The organism is Halomonas sp. DP3Y7-2, from assembly GCF_019800795.1.
In the GTDB taxonomy this organism is placed as follows: domain Bacteria; phylum Pseudomonadota; class Gammaproteobacteria; order Pseudomonadales; family Halomonadaceae; genus Halomonas; species Halomonas litopenaei_A.
On the sequence record NZ_JAHVKJ010000011.1, the window covers coordinates 116,747 to 135,111 of the forward strand.

General features: G+C 62.7%; 18 protein-coding genes. 7 read left to right on the top strand and 11 right to left on the bottom strand.

The genetic code is table 11. From position 1 onward, the window contains the following. Positions 1-15 precede the first annotated feature (15 nt). Together KUV45_RS16180 and KUV45_RS16185 are read left to right on the top strand one after the other, a co-directional pair. Positions 16-1,644 carry a glycerol-3-phosphate dehydrogenase/oxidase gene (locus KUV45_RS16180; RefSeq protein WP_222163341.1) on the top strand — a complete coding sequence of 543 codons (1,629 nt, stop codon included), beginning with the start codon at positions 16-18 and terminating at the stop codon, positions 1,642-1,644. Positions 1,645-1,868: 224 nt separating this feature from the next. Then, positions 1,869-2,945 carry an endonuclease/exonuclease/phosphatase family protein gene (locus tag KUV45_RS16185; RefSeq protein ID WP_222163342.1) on the top strand — a complete coding sequence of 359 codons (1,077 nt, stop codon included), beginning with the start codon at positions 1,869-1,871 and terminating at the stop codon, positions 2,943-2,945. A gap of 111 nt (positions 2,946-3,056) precedes the next feature. On the opposite strand, the gene KUV45_RS16190 is transcribed toward KUV45_RS16185, so the two are convergent. Continuing rightward, a complete protein-coding gene (locus tag KUV45_RS16190) occupies positions 3,057-4,436 on the bottom strand; it encodes a lyase family protein (RefSeq protein WP_222163343.1) in 1,380 nt (459 codons plus the stop codon). 346 nt (positions 4,437-4,782) lie between these two features. Between KUV45_RS16190 and KUV45_RS16195 the strand changes: the two genes are divergently transcribed. Both KUV45_RS16195 and KUV45_RS16200 read left to right on the top strand, forming a co-directional pair. Further along, entirely contained in the window at positions 4,783-5,166 is a 384-nt protein-coding gene (locus KUV45_RS16195) for a phasin family protein (RefSeq protein WP_206944765.1), read from the top strand. 125 nt (positions 5,167-5,291) lie between these two features. Then, positions 5,292-5,888 carry a carboxypeptidase-like regulatory domain-containing protein gene (locus KUV45_RS16200; protein ID WP_224852073.1) on the top strand — a complete coding sequence of 199 codons (597 nt, stop codon included), beginning with the start codon at positions 5,292-5,294 and terminating at the stop codon, positions 5,886-5,888. 28 nt (positions 5,889-5,916) lie between these two features. Here the strand turns inward: KUV45_RS16200 and hda are convergent, their stop codons facing one another. Both hda and KUV45_RS16210 read right to left on the bottom strand, forming a co-directional pair. Beyond that, complete coding sequence (gene hda / locus KUV45_RS16205) at positions 5,917-6,618, bottom strand: DnaA regulatory inactivator Hda (protein WP_206944611.1); 702 nt, start codon at positions 6,616-6,618, stop codon at positions 5,917-5,919. Beyond that, complete coding sequence (locus KUV45_RS16210; RefSeq protein WP_206944613.1) at positions 6,615-7,721, bottom strand: AI-2E family transporter; 1,107 nt, start codon at positions 7,719-7,721, stop codon at positions 6,615-6,617. Before KUV45_RS16210 ends, hda begins: the two co-directional genes overlap by 4 nt. A 172-nt stretch (positions 7,722-7,893) precedes the next feature. Here KUV45_RS16210 and purM point away from each other — a divergent pair, with 172 nt between their 5' ends. Both purM and purN read left to right on the top strand, forming a co-directional pair. Continuing rightward, positions 7,894-8,964, top strand: a complete 1,071-nt coding sequence (gene purM, locus KUV45_RS16215) for a phosphoribosylformylglycinamidine cyclo-ligase (RefSeq protein WP_222163344.1) — start codon at positions 7,894-7,896, stop codon at positions 8,962-8,964. Next, complete coding sequence (gene purN / locus KUV45_RS16220) at positions 8,961-9,692, top strand: phosphoribosylglycinamide formyltransferase (protein ID WP_222163345.1); 732 nt, start codon at positions 8,961-8,963, stop codon at positions 9,690-9,692. The genes purM and purN overlap by 4 nt, the downstream gene beginning before the upstream one ends. A gap of 158 nt (positions 9,693-9,850) precedes the next feature. Here the strand turns inward: purN and dcd are convergent, their stop codons facing one another. The 4 genes from dcd to arfB form a co-directional block, all read right to left on the bottom strand. Next, the gene (gene dcd / locus KUV45_RS16225; protein WP_206944619.1) at positions 9,851-10,417 is read right to left on the bottom strand and encodes a dCTP deaminase; all 567 of its coding nucleotides are present in this window, start codon (positions 10,415-10,417) and stop codon (positions 9,851-9,853) included. A 161-nt stretch (positions 10,418-10,578) separates the two neighbouring features. Next, the gene (apbC, locus tag KUV45_RS16230) at positions 10,579-11,382 is read right to left on the bottom strand and encodes an iron-sulfur cluster carrier protein ApbC (protein WP_206944767.1); all 804 of its coding nucleotides are present in this window, start codon (positions 11,380-11,382) and stop codon (positions 10,579-10,581) included. 159 nt (positions 11,383-11,541) lie between these two features. Next, positions 11,542-13,107: a hypothetical protein gene (locus KUV45_RS16235; protein WP_222163346.1), complete on the bottom strand. Its 1,566-nt coding sequence runs from the start codon at positions 13,105-13,107 to the stop codon at positions 11,542-11,544. Positions 13,108-13,518: 411 nt separating this feature from the next. Next, positions 13,519-13,929: an alternative ribosome rescue aminoacyl-tRNA hydrolase ArfB gene (gene arfB, locus KUV45_RS16240; protein ID WP_222163347.1), complete on the bottom strand. Its 411-nt coding sequence runs from the start codon at positions 13,927-13,929 to the stop codon at positions 13,519-13,521. A 117-nt stretch (positions 13,930-14,046) separates the two neighbouring features. Here arfB and KUV45_RS16245 point away from each other — a divergent pair, with 117 nt between their 5' ends. After that, positions 14,047-15,033, top strand: coding sequence for a YihY/virulence factor BrkB family protein (locus tag KUV45_RS16245; protein ID WP_206944625.1), 987 nt, complete (start codon positions 14,047-14,049; stop codon positions 15,031-15,033). On the opposite strand, the gene KUV45_RS16250 is transcribed toward KUV45_RS16245, so the two are convergent. The 4 genes from KUV45_RS16250 to ureG form a co-directional block, all read right to left on the bottom strand. Continuing rightward, the gene (locus KUV45_RS16250; RefSeq protein WP_222163348.1) at positions 14,969-15,190 is read right to left on the bottom strand and encodes a LapA family protein; all 222 of its coding nucleotides are present in this window, start codon (positions 15,188-15,190) and stop codon (positions 14,969-14,971) included. The genes KUV45_RS16245 and KUV45_RS16250 overlap by 65 nt on opposite strands. 219 nt (positions 15,191-15,409) lie before the next feature. Further along, complete coding sequence (locus KUV45_RS16255; RefSeq protein ID WP_222163349.1) at positions 15,410-16,885, bottom strand: phospholipase D-like domain-containing protein; 1,476 nt, start codon at positions 16,883-16,885, stop codon at positions 15,410-15,412. A 127-nt stretch (positions 16,886-17,012) separates the two neighbouring features. Then, entirely contained in the window at positions 17,013-17,624 is a 612-nt protein-coding gene (locus KUV45_RS16260) for a HupE/UreJ family protein (protein WP_222163350.1), read from the bottom strand. Positions 17,625-17,686: 62 nt separating this feature from the next. Next, a complete protein-coding gene (gene ureG / locus KUV45_RS16265; protein WP_206944634.1) occupies positions 17,687-18,337 on the bottom strand; it encodes an urease accessory protein UreG in 651 nt (216 codons plus the stop codon). Positions 18,338-18,365 lie beyond the last annotated feature (28 nt).

Consider the following 18,365-nt stretch of genomic DNA (forward strand, 5'->3'; position numbering starts at 1 on the left):
CAGGGAGGCGGACTCATGCAGCTGCGTGATACCCATGTGCAACGACTCAAGACCGAGCACTTCGATGTAGTGATCGTCGGGGGCGGCATCAATGGTGCCGCCAGCGCGGCCGCCCTGGCAGGCAAGGGCGTCAAGGTCGCCCTGATCGACCGGGGCGACTTCTCCGGCGAAACCAGCCAGCATTCCTCCAATCTGGTCTGGGGCGGCATCAAGTACATGGAAAGCTATGACTTTGCCCTGGTCAGAAAACTCTGCAAGAGCCGCAACCATCTGATTCGCAGCTTTCCCTCGACAGTGCAGGAGATTCGCTTTCTGACCACCGTCGACAAGGGCTTCCGGCATCACCCACGCACACTATGGCTCGGCACCTGGCTGTACTGGCTGATGGGCAATGCCTTCACCCGGCTACCGCGCTATCTCAACCCCAAAGGCATCAAGGCCAGGGAGCCGATCGTCGATACCGGCAATGCCGTGGGTGGGTTCGAGTACTCTGACGCCTATCTACACGACAATGACGCCCGCTTTGTCTTCAACTTCGTGCGCACCGCCCTGGACTATGGTGCTGCCGCTGCCAATTATGTCGAGTCCAGGAGTGCCAGCCGCCAGAACGGGCACTGGGTGGTCGATGGCTGGGACCATCAGGCGCAGACCTCACTGCGCATCAATGCCAGCGTGTTGATCAACGCCTCGGGCCCCTGGGTGGATGACCACAACCAACGCAGTGGCCAGGTCACCGAGCACCACCACGCCTACTCAAAGGGCATCCACCTGATCGTGCCGCGGCTGACCGATCACCATCGAGTGCTGGCCTTCTTCGCCGACGATGGCCGGCTGTTCTTCGCTATTCCCATGGGCCCCCGTACCTGCATTGGTACCACCGATACTCGAGAGCAACGCCCGGAAGTCGCCGTCACTGACCAGGACGTCAGCTTCGTTCTCGACAACATCAACAAGCGTCTGACGCTGGAGCGTCCACTGACGCGCAGCGACGTCATTGCCAGCCGTTGTGGCGTGCGTCCGCTGGCGGTCAAGGCCAGTGCCGACGGCCAACGGGATTTTCTGCAAATGTCACGCAAGCACGCCATCGACACCTCAGGCGAGGATCGTCATATCAGTATCTTTGGCGGAAAACTCACCGACTGTGTGAACGTCGGCGAAGAAATCGTCGCGGAAGTCGCCGCCCTGGGCGTCACCATCCCTGACCCGGATGCACGCTGGTATGGAGAACCCCACGCGGATGATCGACGGGAGTTCATGCACCAGGCACGCCTGCTCGAACTGGACACGATGACGCCGGCCTCATCCAGCGAGGCACTGAGCACGCGACTGTGGCGCCGCTACGGCCTGAGCGCCTTTGGCATGCTTGATCAGATCCGCAGAGATCGCCGACAAGGGGAACTGCTGATAGCGGGCACCGAGTACCTTCGCTGCGAGCTGGAACATGCCGCCAGCAAGGAGATGATCACCCGGATGGACGATTTCCTGCGCCGTCGCTCGAAGATTGCGCTAGTGGTGGACCACGAAAGCCTGCGCGACGCCCCCGGCCTTGAAGAGGCCGCGCGCATTCTTTTCGGCGACGACGCCGAGCAGCAGCTACAGGAATACTTCCACACCCACCGCCCTGCCCCCCGCAAGCTCGCCTGAGCCCACGATGGAGTCAACCCCGGTGCGGGCTCAGACCACCGGGGTTCAGACCGACGAGGCTCAGCCCGAAAGCTGGTGGTCCCGGTCACTTACGCTGCCGCGATCCACGCTGCGCTGTCGAAGCCCTAGCGAAAAGACGGCTCTCGTGGCCCTATCGTCCAGCGCTACATCTCGTTAGTCTGATCAACGATCTCCCGTTTACCACCACGTCGAAGGACCGCCGAATGGTTGAGTTGATCGCTGATGTCATACTGGTGTCTGTCGTGACGGTGCTCGCAGCTGCGACCCTGATCGCCAGAATCCCCACCCACTGGTGGTGGCTTAGAGCCTGCGAATTTCCGCGCCTGCAGCTAGGACTCACCGCTCTGCTGTGCGCCCTGGCAAGCCCCCTGGCCAGCCCGCTATTGACGCCTTGGTTGATGATCGTCGCCTTGGTGGTGGCGATCATACAGGCGGGATACGTGCTGCCCTGGACACCGCTCTGGCCGGTACAAGTGAAATCGGCGGAAGACGATGTCGCTGACCGCTGCCTGACGCTGATGGTCGCCAACGTGCTGACACCCAATCGCAACAGTGATGGGCTGCTCAAGCTGGTCAGGGACCACGAGCCGGATATGCTGCTGACGCTAGAATCGGATGACTGGTGGGGCAGCCAACTGGATGAGGGGCTCGCTGACAGCTACCCCCACGCTGTTCGCGTCCCCCTGGACAACCTCTACGGCATGCACCTGTACTCTCGCCGCCCGTTGCACGACACCAAGGTCAAATGGCTGATACAGGATGACATCCCCTCCATCCACTGTGGCGTCGAGCTGCCCAGTGGCGAGCAGATACGCTTCCACGCGCTGCATCCGCGCCCCCCGGCCCCCAGCGAGAGCGAAGAGTCGCTATGGAGAGACGCCGAACTGATGCTGGTGGCCAAGCTGATCCATCAGGACCCCGTTCCGACACTGGTCGCCGGTGACCTTAACGATGTTGCCTGGTCCCGCAGCACGCGACTGTTTTGCCGCGTCAGTGGGATGCTGGACCCCCGCCGCGGGCGCGGGCTGTTCGCCAGTTTCCATGCCAACATACCGCTGCTGCGCTGGCCGCTGGACCATGTCTTCGTCAGCGAGCATTTCACCCTGGCGCATATGGAGCGACTTCCCGCCTTCGGCTCGGACCATTTTCCGATTCTTGCTCGGCTCTGCTACCGACCGGCCAGGGCAGACGAACACGACACCCCCGAAGCGGCACCGGCGGAGTTTCGTGATGCCCGGGATACCGTGGAAGAAGCCAAGGAGCGGGACGAGCCTAGCTGACGTCAGCGACCAAAGCGGCGAAGCCCTGACCGTGCAGGGCTTCGCCAAAGGCATCAGCGGGTCTCGTTGCCTCCACTCGACAACGCTATTCGTCAACGCTGCTCGTCAGCCTTATTCGGGAATGCCCCCTTGGGTAAGGGCGACAGGATCAAGCAGGCGCTGCAGCTCCTCACGTCCCAGCTCGGTTTCTTCCTCGGCCACGTCAATGATCGGGCGCCCTGCCTGGTACGCCTTCTTGGCAATCGCCGCCGCGGCGTTATAGCCGATCACCGAATTCAATGCCGTCACCAGGATGGGATTGCGCGCCAGCGGTTCACTCAGGTTGTCCTCGCGCACCTTGAAGGTCGCGATGGCCTTGTCCGCCAGCAGTACCGAGGTTTGGGTCATCAGGGTAATGGCCGTCAGCAGGTTGTTGGCGACCAGCGGAAGCATCACATTCAACTGGAAGTTGCCGCTCTGCCCGGCCACGGTCACCGCAGCATCAAGCCCGATCACCTGAGCGGCGGCCTGGGCCGCAGATTCGGGTATCACCGGATTGACCTTGCCCGGCATGATCGAACTGCCCGGCTGCAAGGCTTCAAGCTCTATCTCGCCAAGCCCAGCAAGCGGGCCGGAGTTCATCCAGCGCAGATCATTGGCGATCTTCATCACCACACAGGCCAGCCCCTTGATCTGACCCGACAGCTCCACCGCTGCATCCTGGGAGCCAAGGCTGGCAAAGAAGCTGTCATTGGGTGTCAGAGCGAGCCCGGTCCGGGCGGAGAGCTCAGCGGCCATGCGCTCGGCAAACTCGGGATGGGCATTGATACCCGTGCCCACGGCGGTCCCCCCCTGGGCAAGGCGACAAAGCCGAATCAGGGCACTGTCGAGACGTTCGATGGCCTGGCCTACCTGACTGGACCACCCCCCCAGCTCCTGACTCAGGCGCAGCGGCATGGCGTCCATCAAGTGGGTGCGCCCGGTCTTGACCACACCGTCGAGCTCGTTGGCACGCCGAGCAATCGTGTCACGCAGGTGCACCAGTGCCGGGCGCAAGCGGCCCGTGACCTCAAGGGCGGCCGATAGATGCAGCGCCGTCGGGATGACATCGTTGCTCGACTGGCCCATATTGACGTGATCGTTGGGCCCGACTTGAAGGTCATCACGACTGGCCAGGTGGGCGATGACCTCATTGACGTTCATGTTGCTGGAGGTACCAGATCCGGTCTGAAACACATCGATCGGGAACTGGTCGTCGTGGCGTCCCTCGATTATCTCATCGGCCGCCTCGATAATGGCCTGCCCACGCGCATCATCCAGCAGGCCGAGGGCCACATTGACCACGGCGGCGGATCGCTTGATCCGCGCAATGGCATGAATGAAGGCGACGGGCATGGCCTGCCCGGATACGGGAAAGTTATTGACCGCACGCTGGGTCTGGGCGCCGTAGAGAGCACCGGCGGGAACCTCCAGTTCCCCCATGCTGTCGCGTTCGATACGTGTCTGCGTCATGGATCACTCCTGATCGATAGTGGCAAGGGTCACGGTCTTCTCCCCCTTCCTTCACCATGGTGGCGCCAAGGCCTGCTTGCAAGCGTCATCTCGCTGTCACTGTGCCCTGTCATCGTTGTGCCCATGCGCTGGCGGCAAAATGCCCGGTCCGGTCGGCTTAAAACACATGCACTGTGCCACTTCACGTTTTCCCGCACCTATCGCCAGACTCAGCCCACACACATGTTGCGATGCACAAAACGCTCTGCTATTGTGCACTGCAACAGAAGACACCCAGGCAGCGACCTACAGGGCAACTCCCACGGTCCGGCCTAGCGTGAGTTCGATAACCCAGGAGGTTCTGATGATGCGCACTTTTGACGCCAAAGCACTGTTCAACAACGAGCAAGTCGAGACTCTGTTCTTCGGTCCGGCTCGCGCCTACGCCAACCTGACTGTCGACTTCGCCGAGAAGCTCGCCAGCGCTCAGCTGGACGCTGCCAAGGCTTACGCCGAGACCGGTCTGGCCCAGGCACGCGCCTTCACTTCCGTCAAGGATGCAGAAGGCCTGCGTTCCTACATGGAAGGCCAGCAGAAGGTCGCCAAGGACCTGACCGAGCGCATGAAAGGCGACGCCGAGAAGGTCGTGGCCCTGCAGCAGGACTTCGTCTCCAAGAGCCAGAAGCTGGCCGAAGACAACGTCAAGGCAGCCACTGACACTGCTACCAAGGCGACCGCCAACGCCAAGTAATTCGGCAACGGCACTCGCCTGAACGACGCCAGTCGTTCATCAGCGGCCCCCGATCTCCATCGGGGGCCGCTTTGCGTTAAGCTGATGGGGCACAGGGCCTAATGACATGAAAAGGAGACCTCGCCATGAAGGCATTCCCCCTGCTGTCACGCGCAACCCCACTATGGGCCGTCATGCTGCTGGCCGCCCTGCTGACCGGGTGCCAGGGCATCAGTACGACGGGCACGACTCGCGCACCAGACGTGATCGATATCGGCGAGCCGGATGTGACAGTGGAGCAGCCAGGCCCAAGGGATGACCAGCCCACCGCCGACCAGGCTCGGGTCCCGCGTGAGATTCCTTTCCCTGAGGACGTCTACGCCAAGCTTCCCAAGAGCGGCAGTGCGGTGCTGTCGGGTCGCCTCACGCTCAACACCGACGCCGGACCGGTGATCGGTGCCAACGAGACCGTCTCACTCGCCCCCATCACCAAGTATTCCGCCGAAGCGGCGGCCCAGGCGCTGGCAGGCCGTGCGGTGGAACGCGCAGATCCGCGGGCGCGGGAATACACCCACACCACGCGAACTGACGGCAATGGCTACTTTCAGCTGCGAGACCTTCCCCCTGGCGACTTCTACGCCTCCGGGACGGTGGTGGACCCCGCCACCGGCATGCGCCAGATCGTGATAAAGGAAGTCTCGCTAAGCAACGGCGGGCACAGTGAACTGCAGTTGAGTCGGTAAGTCGACGGCGGCAACCCGGTTGCCGCCTCTACCAATCCAGAGCGCGCTTGACGAAAGGGATCGTCAGCTTGCGCTGCGCCGACAAAGAGGCGCTATCCAGCACATCAAGACAGCGAAACAACTCGCCAAGCTCGCGGGGACCACGGTGCAGGATATAGCGCGCGACTTCGCCGGGCATTTCCATGCCCCTCACCCGTGCTCGCAATGTCAACGCGCTCATGCGGTCCTCGTCGGACAAGGGTCGCAGGTGAAAGGTCATGCCCCAGGTCAGCCGTGACGCAAGATCTGGCAGCTGGACATCAAGCTGCCGGGGGGGCCTGTCCGCCGCAATCACCAGCCGCTTGCCGCTGTCACGCAGGCGATTGAAGGCATGAAACAACGCCTCTTCCCAGCGCTTGCGCCCGACTACTCTGTCCAGATCGTCGATGGCCAGCAGATCGAGCCGCTCGATATCCTCCAGCATCAATGGAGGAAAGTGTCCGAGTTCTTCCAGGGGTAGATACAGCGTCCTGAAATCCCGGCCTGAAGCCTCATGGCAGGCCGCCTGGAGCAAGTGACTGCGCCCGACCCCCTCGCCGCCCCACAGATACAGAAACGACTCCCCATCGTCCTCGAACTGCTGACGCAGGCATTCCACCACGGGGCTGTTACCCCCCGCGTGATAGTTCTCGAAGGTGGCATCATCACGCAGCCCAAGCCCCAGGGGCAGCTGTGCAGGAGACCGGCTCATCGCACGTCCTCGTCGGCATTGGCTGCGGGCTGGCGAGCGCCGTCACGTCCCTGCTGATGGGCATCGTACAACGACGAGTTCTTGTACGTTTCATGCAGGTAGCGCAGCACGACCATCACCATGGCGGCCACCGGCAAGGCCAGCAGCACCCCGGTGAAGCCAAACAGCTGGCCACCGGCAAGCACCGCGAAGATGACCGCCACAGGATGCAGACCGATTTTGTCGCCCAACAGCTTTGGCTGCAGCAGCGTACTCTCTACCAGCTGCCCGAAACCGAACACCAGCGCCACCCCCAACAGAATCAACCAGTCGCCGAACTGGAAAAATGCCACCACGCCAGCCACCGTGATGCCGACGATGACGCCCAGGTACGGAACGATACTGGCCAGCCCCGACAGCAGGCCGATCAACAGGCCAAAACGCACACCCAGAAGGGTCAGGCCTACCGCGTAGATCACACCCAGGCACAGCATGACGATCAACTGCCCGCGCAGAAACGCCGCCAGCACCTCGTCACACTCCTTGGCCAAGCGCACGGCGGTGGGCTCCCACTGTCGCGGAAGCAGGCGCCGCACCTTGCCTACCAGCACGTCCCAGTCCAACAGCAGGTAGAAGGTCACCACCGGTATCAGGGCCAGGTTGGCCAGCCACCCGGCCAACACCAAGCCGGAGCGAGACACCTGTGCCAGCACACTGGCGGCCAGGGTGCCGGTTTCTTTCCAATTGGCCAGCAGCGCCTGGCGCAGCTGATCGAAGTCGGTGCTCAGGTCGAGTCCGGTCCAGGATTGGAGCTGAGGCAGTACCGTGCTCTGAACCCAGTTCAGGATCGCCGGCAGAGCCTCGGCCAGCTGACCAATCTGCCGCCCGAGCAGCGGCACTACCAGCAGCAGGGTCAATCCCACCAGCAGGGTCAGCAGCACAAACACGACCGCCACCGACCACTGCCGCGACAACCCGCGATCTTCCAGGCGATCGGCAATCGGGTCCCCCAGATAGGCCAGCACCATGCTGACAAAGAACGGCGCCAGCACCGGTTCGATACTCACAAAAAACCACAGTACGGCAGCTGCGACGGCGACGACGATCCACCACTGCTTGTTCATTCGCTGTTCCCCAAGAGACCACGTTTCCATGTGATGACGGGCCGGCCATGCATCATGGCTGCGACGGACGGTGCACAGTGCTACAATCCTCGCCCCCAACGTGCCCATTGTCTCACGTTCGCCCGGTGGTGCGCACCACGCCCGCGGGTCGACCGACTCCACAGGATCTGTCATGACCGACTCCTCCTCTTCCAAGAAAGCCTCGCTCAGCTACAAGGATGCCGGCGTAGATATCGACGCTGGCAACGCTCTGGTTGACCGCATCAAGGGTGTGGCCAAACGCACCACTCGCCCCGAGGTGATGGGCGGTCTCGGTGGCTTCGGCGCGCTGTGCCAGCTGCCCACCGGCTACCGCGAGCCTGTTCTTGTGTCCGGCACCGACGGCGTCGGCACCAAGCTGAGACTGGCCATGGACCTCGGTCGCCACGACACCATCGGCATTGACCTGGTCGCCATGTGTGTCAACGACCTGGTGGTGGCGGGAGCAGAACCCCTGCTGTTTCTCGACTATTACGCCACCGGCAAGCTTGACGTCGACATTGCTGCCGACGTGGTGACGGGCATCGGCGCCGGCTGCGAGCAGGCGGGCTGTGCCCTGGTGGGTGGTGAAACCGCCGAGATGCCTGGCATGTATGAAGGCAGTGACTACGACCTGGCCGGCTTCTGCGTGGGCGTCGTGGAAAAGGACGAGATCATCGACGGCTCCAAGGTCGGCGCGGGTGATGTCCTGCTTGGCTTGACCTCCTCTGGCCCGCATTCCAACGGTTACTCACTGATCCGCAAGATTCTGGAAGTGTCTGGAGCCAAGCTCGACACCGACATCGACGGTCAGCCGCTGGGTGATGCCCTGATGGCCCCCACCCGGATCTACGTCAAGCCGCTGCTGGAGCTGCTGCGTCATGACGACTATCAGGTCCATGCGCTGTCGCATATTACCGGCGGCGGCCTGCTCGAGAACTTGCCCCGCGTGCTGCCGGAGCACCTGACGGCCCATGTCGACACCAGCCGCTGGCAGCGCCCCGCCGTGTTTGACTGGCTACAGCAGCAGGGCAACGTGGACGAACATGAAATGCACCGCGTGTTGAACTGCGGCATTGGCATGGTTCTGGTGGTGCCTGAGGCACAGGCCGACCAGATCAGAGCCCATCTGCAGGCCCAGGGTGAAGGCGTGCACCGTATCGGTGTCATCGCCGAGCGCCAGGGTGATGAGGAGCAGGTACAGCTGGAGCAGTCCGGGTCATGAGTGACGGCGTCAACGATGGAGAGCTGAACGGTTTCACTCCCGAGCAGGCCTCCCTGCCCAGAGTCGTCGTGCTGATTTCTGGCGGCGGCAGCAATCTTCAGGCACTGATCGATGCGCAGACCCACGATGAGCTGGGCGGCGAGATCGTCGCAGTCGTCTCCAATGTTGCCGATGCCCATGGTCTCAAGCGGGCTCGGGACGCAGGCATCGACGCCGTCGCGCTGCCCCATCGCGAGTACGAAAGCCGCGAAGCCTTTGATGGTGCGCTGATCAAGGTGATCGAGCGGCATGAGCCTGACCTGGTGGTACTGGCGGGCTTCATGCGAATCCTGACGCCGCGCTTTGTGCAGCGCTTCCTGGGCCGGATGCTCAATATCCATCCCTCCCTGCTGCCTGCCTATCAGGGACTGCACACCCATGCCCGCGCGCTGGCCGACGGCGTTGCCGAGCACGGCTGCAGCGTGCACTTCGTGACCGAAGAGCTGGACGGTGGACCGGTGGCTATCCAAGCGGCGGTCAAGGTGCAGGCCGATGATGATGAAGCCAGGCTGAAAGAGCGTGTGCTCAGCCGTGAACACCTGATCTTCCCAATCGCGGTACGCTGGTTCCTGGAGGGACGGCTACGCCTCGAGGGCGACATTGCCACCATCGACGGCCAGCCTCTGCCGCCAGGGGGCATGCGCCTGTCTCATGAGGATGCCGCCGAAGAGCTGGACGAGGATGAGTAACAGCGCCACGCCATAAGCTTGCCGGACGCCAACTCCGTCAGCGCCCACGCTGTCTGGCGCCACGAGCTGCAGTCGAAAAAGCCCGCTGACATGGTCAGCGGGCTTTTTTCGCTACCCAGCGCTGATACCCCCTACCGAGGGCTAGCGCTCTTTAGCCATCAGGTACGCGGCAGGGTGACGCCGCGCTGTCCCATGTACTTGCCGCCACGATCCGCGTAGGAGGTGGCACACACCTCGTCGGACTCGAGGAACAGCATCTGCGCCACGCCTTCGTTGGCGTAGATCTTGGCCGGCAGGTTGGTGGTGTTGGAGAATTCCAGGGTCACGTGACCTTCCCACTCGGGCTCCAGCGGGGTCACGTTGACGATAATGCCACAGCGGGCGTAGGTCGACTTGCCCAGGCAGATGGTCAACACGCTGCGCGGGATGCGGAAGTACTCAACGGTGCGCGCCAGCGCGAAGGAGTTCGGCGGAATCACGCAGACGTCACCCTTGACGTCGACAAAGCTCTTTTCGTCAAAGGCCTTGGGATCGACCACCGCCGAGTGAATATTGGTGAACACCTTGAATTCATCGGCGCAGCGAACGTCATAGCCGTAGCTCGAGGTCCCATAGGAGATGACCCGCCGTTCGTTGACGTAGCGAACCTGGTCGGCCTCGAAGGGCTCGATCATGCCCTCGTTTTCGGCCATGCGGCGGATCCATTTGTCGGACTTGATGCTCATGGGACTTCCTGCTGGGTGCTCAAAGAGTGGACGCGTTCGGTGGGGCCACATGATAGCGGCCCCCCGATGCCACGTCACGATGCAATAGTCACGCCTGCCCTGTGGGTGCTTGACCCGGGTCAGCGCCACCAGGCTACGTTCGTGTCGCTGGGACTGATGCTCTAGTCGCTGAAGCTGATGCTCGGGCCATCATCACCGCCCTGGGCACCAACCTGCTCTGCCACCTGGCGAGCCATCTCACGGAAGGACGTCGCGACCTCGCCTTCAGGCTCTGCCACCACGCTCGGCCGCCCACTGTCCACCTGCTCGCGAATCGTCAGGGAAAGTGGCAGCCGGCCCAACACTCGGGTGTCGTACTCTGCGGCGATCCGTTCGCCACCGCCTTCACCAAAGACCGGCTCGCTATGGCCACACTGGCTGCAGGTATGCAGGCTCATGTTCTCGACAACGCCTAGCACCGGCACCTTGACCTTGCGGAACATCTCGATGCCCTTGCGCGCGTCGAGCAGGGCAATATCCTGGGGCGTGGTGACGATCACGGCGCCATCGACGGGCACCTTCTGCGCCAGTGTCAGCTGAATGTCGCCGGTGCCCGGGGGCATGTCGATGAACAGGTAATCCAGTTCGTTCCAGCGGGTCTGGTTGAGCATCTGCTGAAAGGCGCCAGCCACCATGGGTCCGCGCCAGACCATCGGCTCGCGCACATCCACCATAAAGGCCATGGACATCGCCTGGAGCCCGTGAGCTTCGAGGGGCAGGAACTGGTTTTCCCCACTCGCCTGTGGCCGCACACCCTCACCGACACCCAGCATCTGGGCCTGGCTCGGTCCATAGATGTCGGCATCGAGAACGCCGACACGATAGCCCTCGGCGGCCATGGCCAGCGCCAGATTGACGGTCACTGTCGACTTGCCTACGCCACCCTTGCCGGATGCCACGGCGACGATATGCTTGACCCCTTCGATCACGTCTCGCTCCTGTTACCAGATGGGTGCGGATAGCCCGCCGGGCCAGTATAGAGGCAGCGACGGGCGAGGTTAAGCCGGATCACGCATGAATGGCGTCCACTACGCAACGAGCGAGCCCGTGGGCTCGCTCGTTGCGGGTACTGCGTTCCATCGTTGTTACTGACGGCTATCCTCGGCGGCGTCATCTCCTGTTACCGCGGAAGCGGCATCACGTACCTTCTCGGCGGCCTGGCGGGCGACATCCTTGACGGTTTCCACTGCACCGGCAGCGCCTGCGGCGACTTCATCCGTCCACCCGTTGGTGGACGCTTCATCCGCTTTGGAGGTCTGCTCGCTCGCGGCGGTGCTGTCTTCTGCACCCGAGGCCGTGCTCTCTTCAGCGCCCGAAGCCGTGCCTTCTTCACCAGCACCGGCACCAGCGCTCTGCTGCGAGGACTGCTCCTCGTCGCTGGAGGGCTTGCCCGTGGCTTCAGCCGACGCCACATCCTCGTCGTCCGCCGCGCTTTCATTAGAGCCTTGCTCGCTGGCGGCTGCCGCGCTCTCACCGGACGACTCGGTGTCGCTCTGGCTGGCCGGATCGGCAGCCGAGCCGGTGGATGAGGCGCTGTCGTCGCCATTGACCGAGGCCCCATCAGCGACGGAAGTCGGACGCTGGCCGTCCCCCTGGCCGCTGCGGATGACCTCGACCGACCCAGTGCTACCTCCGTTCTGCGCGGTGGAGCTGGAGTGACCGGCCGCCTCAGCGGTAGCACGATCCAGGTTTTCCAGCTCGATGCGCCAGGTATCCAGCTGTCCATTGAGGCGCGCCAAGCGCTGGCGGCGCTCTTCGGCTCGCGCTTCGAGCTCCTTGACCTTGGCAAACAGTTCGTCGCGACGGGCCACTGCCTCTTCGGCGCGGGCCTCGGCCTGACGTACGCGGGCCTCGGACTGCTCGCGCTCTTCGGCGTTCTCGGCAAGAATCTGTTCGAGGCGGGACTGAGCCTGCTCGGCTTGCTGCTGAGCCTCCTGCTGCTCGGTCTCCAGCCGTGCCACCTGCTGCTCGAGATCGCCCACAGACGTCTGTTTTTCCTCGATGCTGCTGCTCAGGTCGGCAAGCCGTTTTTCGGCGTCATCGATGTCACTGGTCAGCGACTCTGACTCGGCCCTGAGGGTATCTCGCTGTTCGATCAGCGACTGCTGCTCGCTCTGGGCTTCTTCCAGCCGGTTGCGAGCGGCCACCAGATCAGATTCCAATGCGGCTTGGGTGGCTTCCAATTCCTTGAGGTCCGCTTCCACCTGGGCAGCCTGTTCCTCGGCGCTGGCGCGAGCAGAGCGAGCGGCCTGCTCCTGTTCCTTCAGCGTCGCCAGCTGTCCGCGCAACTCCTCAAGCGAGGTCTCCGCTTCCTGCCACTGCGCCACCTGGCTTTCCAGCTCGTCACGCTGAGCGGACAGGGTCTCTTGGCTCTCTTCCAAGCCTGCTACCTGCTCGCGCAGGGTCTGAACGCGAGACTCGCTCGCTTCTAGCTCCTTGGAGAGCGCGGTGCGAGCCTCATTATTGGAGCTGGCACTCAACTGGGCACCGATGGCCCAGATCAAGCTCACACCCGCTACCGCTGCAATGCCCTTCACCCGATGATCCGAGAACAAGCCAGAGCCACCTGAAGAGGCGGGTGCAGGCTGAGTCTCGCTACCACGGCCATGTTGCTCGGTATTATTGTCCTTGTCGGGGTTGATCTCTTCCATTCGGGGTCTCCCTGGGGGTGCAATGATTAGCGTCCGTTATCTCTTATCGCGCCACGCCACACGCCTGCGCCGTGGCAGCGATCCTTTCTTGTGCCGTTACTCTTGCGTCGCGCTGTCCTTCGCAATGCCCTTCGCCATATTCTTCAACAGGCCTTCGCCATGTTCTTCACCAGGCCCTTCACGATGCCCGCCGGAACGCTGGTCCAGCTAGTCACAGCATACTGCCAGTGGGCTACAACGTCAGGGGCAGCCATTGGCGAAAGTAGGCCTTAGCAAGCATTATCAAACACTACTCCTGGGCCTGACTCCTGCGGGCTCTAACCGCCACCGCCTGTCTCGGCTTTGACTGCTGGCCGGCCCAGCGGTTCCCCCTGTTGCGTCCTCTAGCGATGGCTCGCTCAAGCATGGTGACTAGCTATCCGGTCTGGCACGCAGGGCCTTGACCTTGCCGCGTTGCTTCTTGCCCTCGAGCCGACGTCGTTTGGCCGCCTTGCTCGGCTTGGTCGGCCGCCTCGCCTTGGGCACTACCAGACCTTGCTGCAACAGCGACTGCAGGCGTGCCAGTGCCGCCGCTCGATTGGCTTCCTGGGTGCGTTCGGACTGCGCCTTGATGATGACCACGCCGTCCTGGGTGATGCGGTGGTCGTTAAGCGCCAGCAGTCGCTCCTTGACGTCGTCAGGTAGCGTCGAACTGGCGATGTCGAATCTCAGATGGATCGCTGACGCTACCTTGTTGACGTTCTGACCACCGGCGCCCTGGGCACGTATCGCGGTCATCACGATATCGCTGTAGGGGATCGACAGGCGTCGACTCAATTGCATGCTCTGCACCTCCTTCGTCCATGCCGGTGCCGTCGTGGCGGTGGGTTCACCGCGCGTTTGACGCTAATGGTGCGTCCGAGCGTATCATGCCTTATCCCTCAAGGACGATTTGGGCCCATGACCGCACCACGCTGGTATCAACACGCCATGTTCACCCTGCTGCCCCGACTGGCTTTGTTCATGTGGCGGGTCTTGAGCCAATTCCTGCATAACCGGGGGATGCTGCTGGCCGGCGGTGTTGGCTTCAATATCCTGCTGTCGACCATTCCACTGTTTGCCCTGATGGTGGTCGCCATGGCCCAGGTGGTGGACGAAGATCAGCTGATCAATGTCATCACCCTGCAGGCGCGCCACATTGCCCCGACCCACGCCGAGGTCATGCTGGAGTCCGTGCGTGCGCTGCTCGACTCGCGGGATGCGATCGGGATCTACGGTATCCCGGTGCTGCTGCTGTTCAGTTCCTTTGCCTTTCGCATGCTGGAAGACGCGCTGGCACTGATCTTCCGCAAACCCGACGTCAAGGATAGCCGCAGCCTGTGGGTCTCCTTTCTGCTGCCCTATGCGTTCATGCTGGTACTCAGCGCTGCGCTGCTGGCGCTGGCCATGGCAGTCAGCCTGGCTAACACCTTGAACGGTCTCTGGATGGCGATCAATGGCAAGGAACTGCCGCTGGCATCTCTGTCGGACACCGCCCTCAACCTGACCAGCTTTCTCGGGGTTTTCCTGCTGTTCAGCGCCATCTACAAGGTTCTGCCGGTAGTGCGAATATCGCTCAGGCGGGCACTGGCGGGCGGGTTTGCCGCCGCCTTGATGTGGGAAGGCGTCAGGATCGCGCTGGTCTACTATTTCGCTAACCTGTCGCTGGTCAGTGCCGTTTATGGCCCGCTGGCCACGCTGATCGTGGTCCTCTTGAGCCTGGAGATAGGCGCCGTCATTCTCCTGTTAGGCGCCCAGGTCATCGCCGAACTCGAACACAACTGCCGGCTCGGACTGGCATGGCACCAGGATCCACGCCGGCGTCTGGCCACCGCGTCAGCGGTCAATGCCGATGGGTCTCCTTGCCCTTCAGGCGACGAATCAGCCCCATCAGACCCCGGCCGCTGACCATGCCCAGCAGATAGATCACCACGACCAGCAAGGCCATCGGCATCGCGAGCGTCCAGCCAAGCAGATTCACCTGCACCATGTCGATGTTCTGCACCACCACAATGGCCACCAGCGCCAGAATCACCACCTTCACCACCAGCCAAACCTTGTCCATTGCTTGAGCACTCCTTGTGCCAATTTTCACTCAATGACATCGTCGCCACGCCGGCCGGACGTGGCAGACAGCCTCCAGGGGGAACGTGGCCCAAGGCACAGGCGACATACCGGCCCAACCGTGCAAAACATGGGCACGCTGGTCAAAACTGTCAAGTTGCAGCGCCAACGCGTCTCACCGCGCCCGCGTTAGCCCGCCAAGCTCCCGGCTCCGCGTCGCTCAGAAGGTCGACAGGCCGGTGGCTTCCATCACACGATAGCGCCACGCTGCCAGCCGGCCACTGGCGTCCCGCTCGCTCCAGGCGCGGCTGGCCCGGTGATGGGGAGGCGACTCCCAGCGCAGGTCGAACCATTGCCCCAGGGCATCGATCACCGGCAGCTCCCGACCTGTTACCTCGACACTGCTTTCGAGATTAAGGTCATCCAGGTTGCGCCGGGTCAGATTGGCGGAGCCAAGGATGACCGCATCGCGTGCAGACGGATCAGCCGTCGCCTCCTTGCGTAGCAGCACAACCTTGCTGTGACATTGTTCTCCCGACGTCAGACACCAACGCACCTGAACCCCCGAGGCCAGCAGTTCCTCGGCAACGGGCTGGTTGGGCAACCCACCCTTGCTGAAACCGAATGCCTCGCGGTTGGGGTCCAGCAGCACCCTCACCGTGGCGCCGCGTGACGCGGCGCGTTTCAGTCCCGCGATCACCTCGCGATGGGCCAGGTAGAAGGCGGCAAGATCGAGCCTGTCGCCTGGGGAAGCCTCTTCGATACGCGCCAGCACGGCGTCACGGATGGCTGCCTCTGTCAGCAGTCTTGCCTCGGCGCCTGACGACTGGCGACGGTCAGCGTTGCCTGGTCCTGTCTCTCGACTATCGGGCAAGGCCACCTCAACGCCGGACCATGACGCCACCTCAGCCTCCGAGGCGATCACATCCCCGGCCAATGCACCATCGATACGTAGCGCTACATTGGAATGCAGGCTACTGGCGTCATGGGGATTTGCCGTGGAAATCAGCGTCGACCAGCCTTGGGGCGTATCGACCGTCAGTGTCTTGCGATGATTGGCACGGAAATTGAGCAGCGCCAGATAGCTTCGTAGCGTCACCGGCTCGCCGCCAAACGCATTGGGCAACCAGCCTCCTTTACTATCGTTGCCGAGACGATGCAGGCCGAGATGCCAGAGTCCGGACCACAGCGGGTTGGAGGCGCGCAGTCTATCGAGCCGAGTCATGACCAGCTCTACCCCGGCGTCTTCCAGGCGCTGGTAAAGCGCCACCTGCTGCCCCCCGTAAAGGGTATTGAGAGGATCGGTGATCACCACGATACGCGGCGCGGGATCACGCTGTCGTGCCGCTACCAACGCGTCCGTCAGACGTTTGGCGATAGGCCTGAAACGGGCGCTTCTCGCCCCCGTCTGGCCCTCCAGGCGATTGAACAGGAACATGTCCATCACGATCAGGCGGCGGGCCTCGCCGATCATCGACACCGCCTCGTCGAAGATCTGCTGATCCAGCTGCTGTTGTCCCCGCCGGTCGTACCAGGTGCGATCGGCAAGCAACGACACCCGCTCGACCGAGCGCATCGGCCACGCCTTGCCCACGTCGCTGGGCAACGGCTTGACACTTTGCCAGATGGCCATGCCTGGCCATGCCAGCAACACCACCAGCAGGCTTCCTTTCAGTGCTTTACCCAGCCATCCCATGGCGCTTCCTTTTCGTTGGTCGAGTGGCGCCGATGATAGCGTAAAACCCCGGCCGACAACGGAAGCGCCCGGCACGAAGCCGGGCGCGGTCCCTGAGTCACACCAGCGGGCGTACCCCGCGGCGGCCTCAACTCATGGCCAGGATCCCGCCGCACAGGGCAATGACGGCACCCAGCGCGCGCAGCAGGCGCTGTTCGCGCGCAGCCAGCCAGCCACCCAGCGAGCGTGCCAGCAAGGTAATCGCCAATGTCGAGATCGAGAACCCGATGACATAGCCCACCAGAGACGCGGCGGCCGGCATCTCGGCGCCGTGGGCGATGCCGTGCAGCGCCATCACCGCCACTACCAGCACGCCGCCTAACGCTGTCGGTAAACGCAGCAGCGCCGCTGTCATCACACCGGCCACCAGCACCGACATGGCGATGCCGCTCTCGACGCCCGGAAGCAGCGACGGAGAGACCCAGCCCGCCAGGGCGATACCAGCACCCACCAGCATACCCACCAGCGCCAGCAGCGGCGTCAGTCGACGCATGCTGGCGCCCTGCCCAAGACTCCACAGGCCGATGGCTGCCATGGCCAGCAAGTGGTCAAGCCCAAGCCAGGGATGCATCAAACCGCTGGCAAGACCACCGTGCTCTACCCCATGACCGGGATGTGCAAACACCACCGGCGCGGCCAGGCTCAAACCCAGGGCGGCCACCGCCGGAACAACGTGAGACGCAGTGATGCGCTGTGTCATGACAAACTCCTTGCAGACAAAAGACGCCACGCCAGGCGCGGCCTTATTCCCTTGCGAAACGCTCAGGCTTGGACCGCCTCGGTACGACGATCGGGCAGCATGCCCCGCTCGAGTATAAAACTGATAATGGTCTCTAGACCGACCCCGTCGTACAGGTTGGCAAAGACAAATGGTCGATCTCCTCGCATCTTGCGAGAATCACGCTCCATAACGTCCAGAGAAGCATGCACCTGCTCAGCGATGTCGATCTTGTTGATGATCAAGAGATCGGACTTGGTAATCCCGGGACCACCCTTGCGCGGAATCTTGTCCCCCGCCGACACATCGATGACGTACAGCGTGAGGTCAGACAGCTCCGGGCTGAAGGTCGCCGACAGGTTATCGCCTCCGGACTCCACCAGTACCAGCTCGAGCCCCGGATGACGCTGATGGAGATCATCGATGGCCGCCAGATTCATCGAGGCATCCTCACGTATCGCGGTATGCGGACAGCCACCGGTCTCGACCCCGAGAATGCGATCGGGCGACAGCGCCTCATTGCGGGTCAGGAAGTCCGCATCTTCCTTGGTGTAGATATCATTGGTCACCACGGCGATATCGTAATGATCTCGTAGCGCTCGACAGAGCTGCCTAAGCAATGCGGTCTTGCCGGAACCTACTGGACCGCCGACACCGACGCGTAGACATTGGGAGGGAGTCGTAGTGCTGATCATGGCCTTCTCCTGGCGGTCGTGTCTGGCC

What these genes read in the sequence shown, in the direction of transcription:
- KUV45_RS16180 (WP_222163341.1), top strand. Translation starts at nt 16, where the DNA reads ATGCAGCTGCGTGATACCCATGTGCAACGACTCAAGACCGAGCACTTC.
- KUV45_RS16185 (WP_222163342.1), top strand. Translation starts at nt 1,869, where the DNA reads ATGGTTGAGTTGATCGCTGATGTCATACTGGTGTCTGTCGTGACGGTG.
- KUV45_RS16190 (WP_222163343.1), bottom strand. Translation starts at nt 4,436, where the DNA reads ATGACGCAGACACGTATCGAACGCGACAGCATGGGGGAACTGGAGGTT.
- KUV45_RS16195 (WP_206944765.1), top strand. Translation starts at nt 4,783, where the DNA reads ATGCGCACTTTTGACGCCAAAGCACTGTTCAACAACGAGCAAGTCGAG.
- KUV45_RS16200 (WP_224852073.1), top strand. Translation starts at nt 5,292, where the DNA reads ATGAAGGCATTCCCCCTGCTGTCACGCGCAACCCCACTATGGGCCGTC.
- hda (WP_206944611.1), bottom strand. Translation starts at nt 6,618, where the DNA reads ATGAGCCGGTCTCCTGCACAGCTGCCCCTGGGGCTTGGGCTGCGTGAT.
- KUV45_RS16210 (WP_206944613.1), bottom strand. Translation starts at nt 7,721, where the DNA reads ATGAACAAGCAGTGGTGGATCGTCGTCGCCGTCGCAGCTGCCGTACTG.
- purM (WP_222163344.1), top strand. Translation starts at nt 7,894, where the DNA reads ATGACCGACTCCTCCTCTTCCAAGAAAGCCTCGCTCAGCTACAAGGAT.
- purN (WP_222163345.1), top strand. Translation starts at nt 8,961, where the DNA reads ATGAGTGACGGCGTCAACGATGGAGAGCTGAACGGTTTCACTCCCGAG.
- dcd (WP_206944619.1), bottom strand. Translation starts at nt 10,417, where the DNA reads ATGAGCATCAAGTCCGACAAATGGATCCGCCGCATGGCCGAAAACGAG.
- KUV45_RS16235 (WP_222163346.1), bottom strand. Translation starts at nt 13,107, where the DNA reads ATGGAAGAGATCAACCCCGACAAGGACAATAATACCGAGCAACATGGC.
- arfB (WP_222163347.1), bottom strand. Translation starts at nt 13,929, where the DNA reads ATGCAATTGAGTCGACGCCTGTCGATCCCCTACAGCGATATCGTGATG.
- KUV45_RS16245 (WP_206944625.1), top strand. Translation starts at nt 14,047, where the DNA reads ATGACCGCACCACGCTGGTATCAACACGCCATGTTCACCCTGCTGCCC.
- KUV45_RS16250 (WP_222163348.1), bottom strand. Translation starts at nt 15,190, where the DNA reads ATGGACAAGGTTTGGCTGGTGGTGAAGGTGGTGATTCTGGCGCTGGTG.
- KUV45_RS16255 (WP_222163349.1), bottom strand. Translation starts at nt 16,885, where the DNA reads ATGGGATGGCTGGGTAAAGCACTGAAAGGAAGCCTGCTGGTGGTGTTG.
- KUV45_RS16260 (WP_222163350.1), bottom strand. Translation starts at nt 17,624, where the DNA reads ATGACACAGCGCATCACTGCGTCTCACGTTGTTCCGGCGGTGGCCGCC.
- ureG (WP_206944634.1), bottom strand. Translation starts at nt 18,337, where the DNA reads ATGATCAGCACTACGACTCCCTCCCAATGTCTACGCGTCGGTGTCGGC.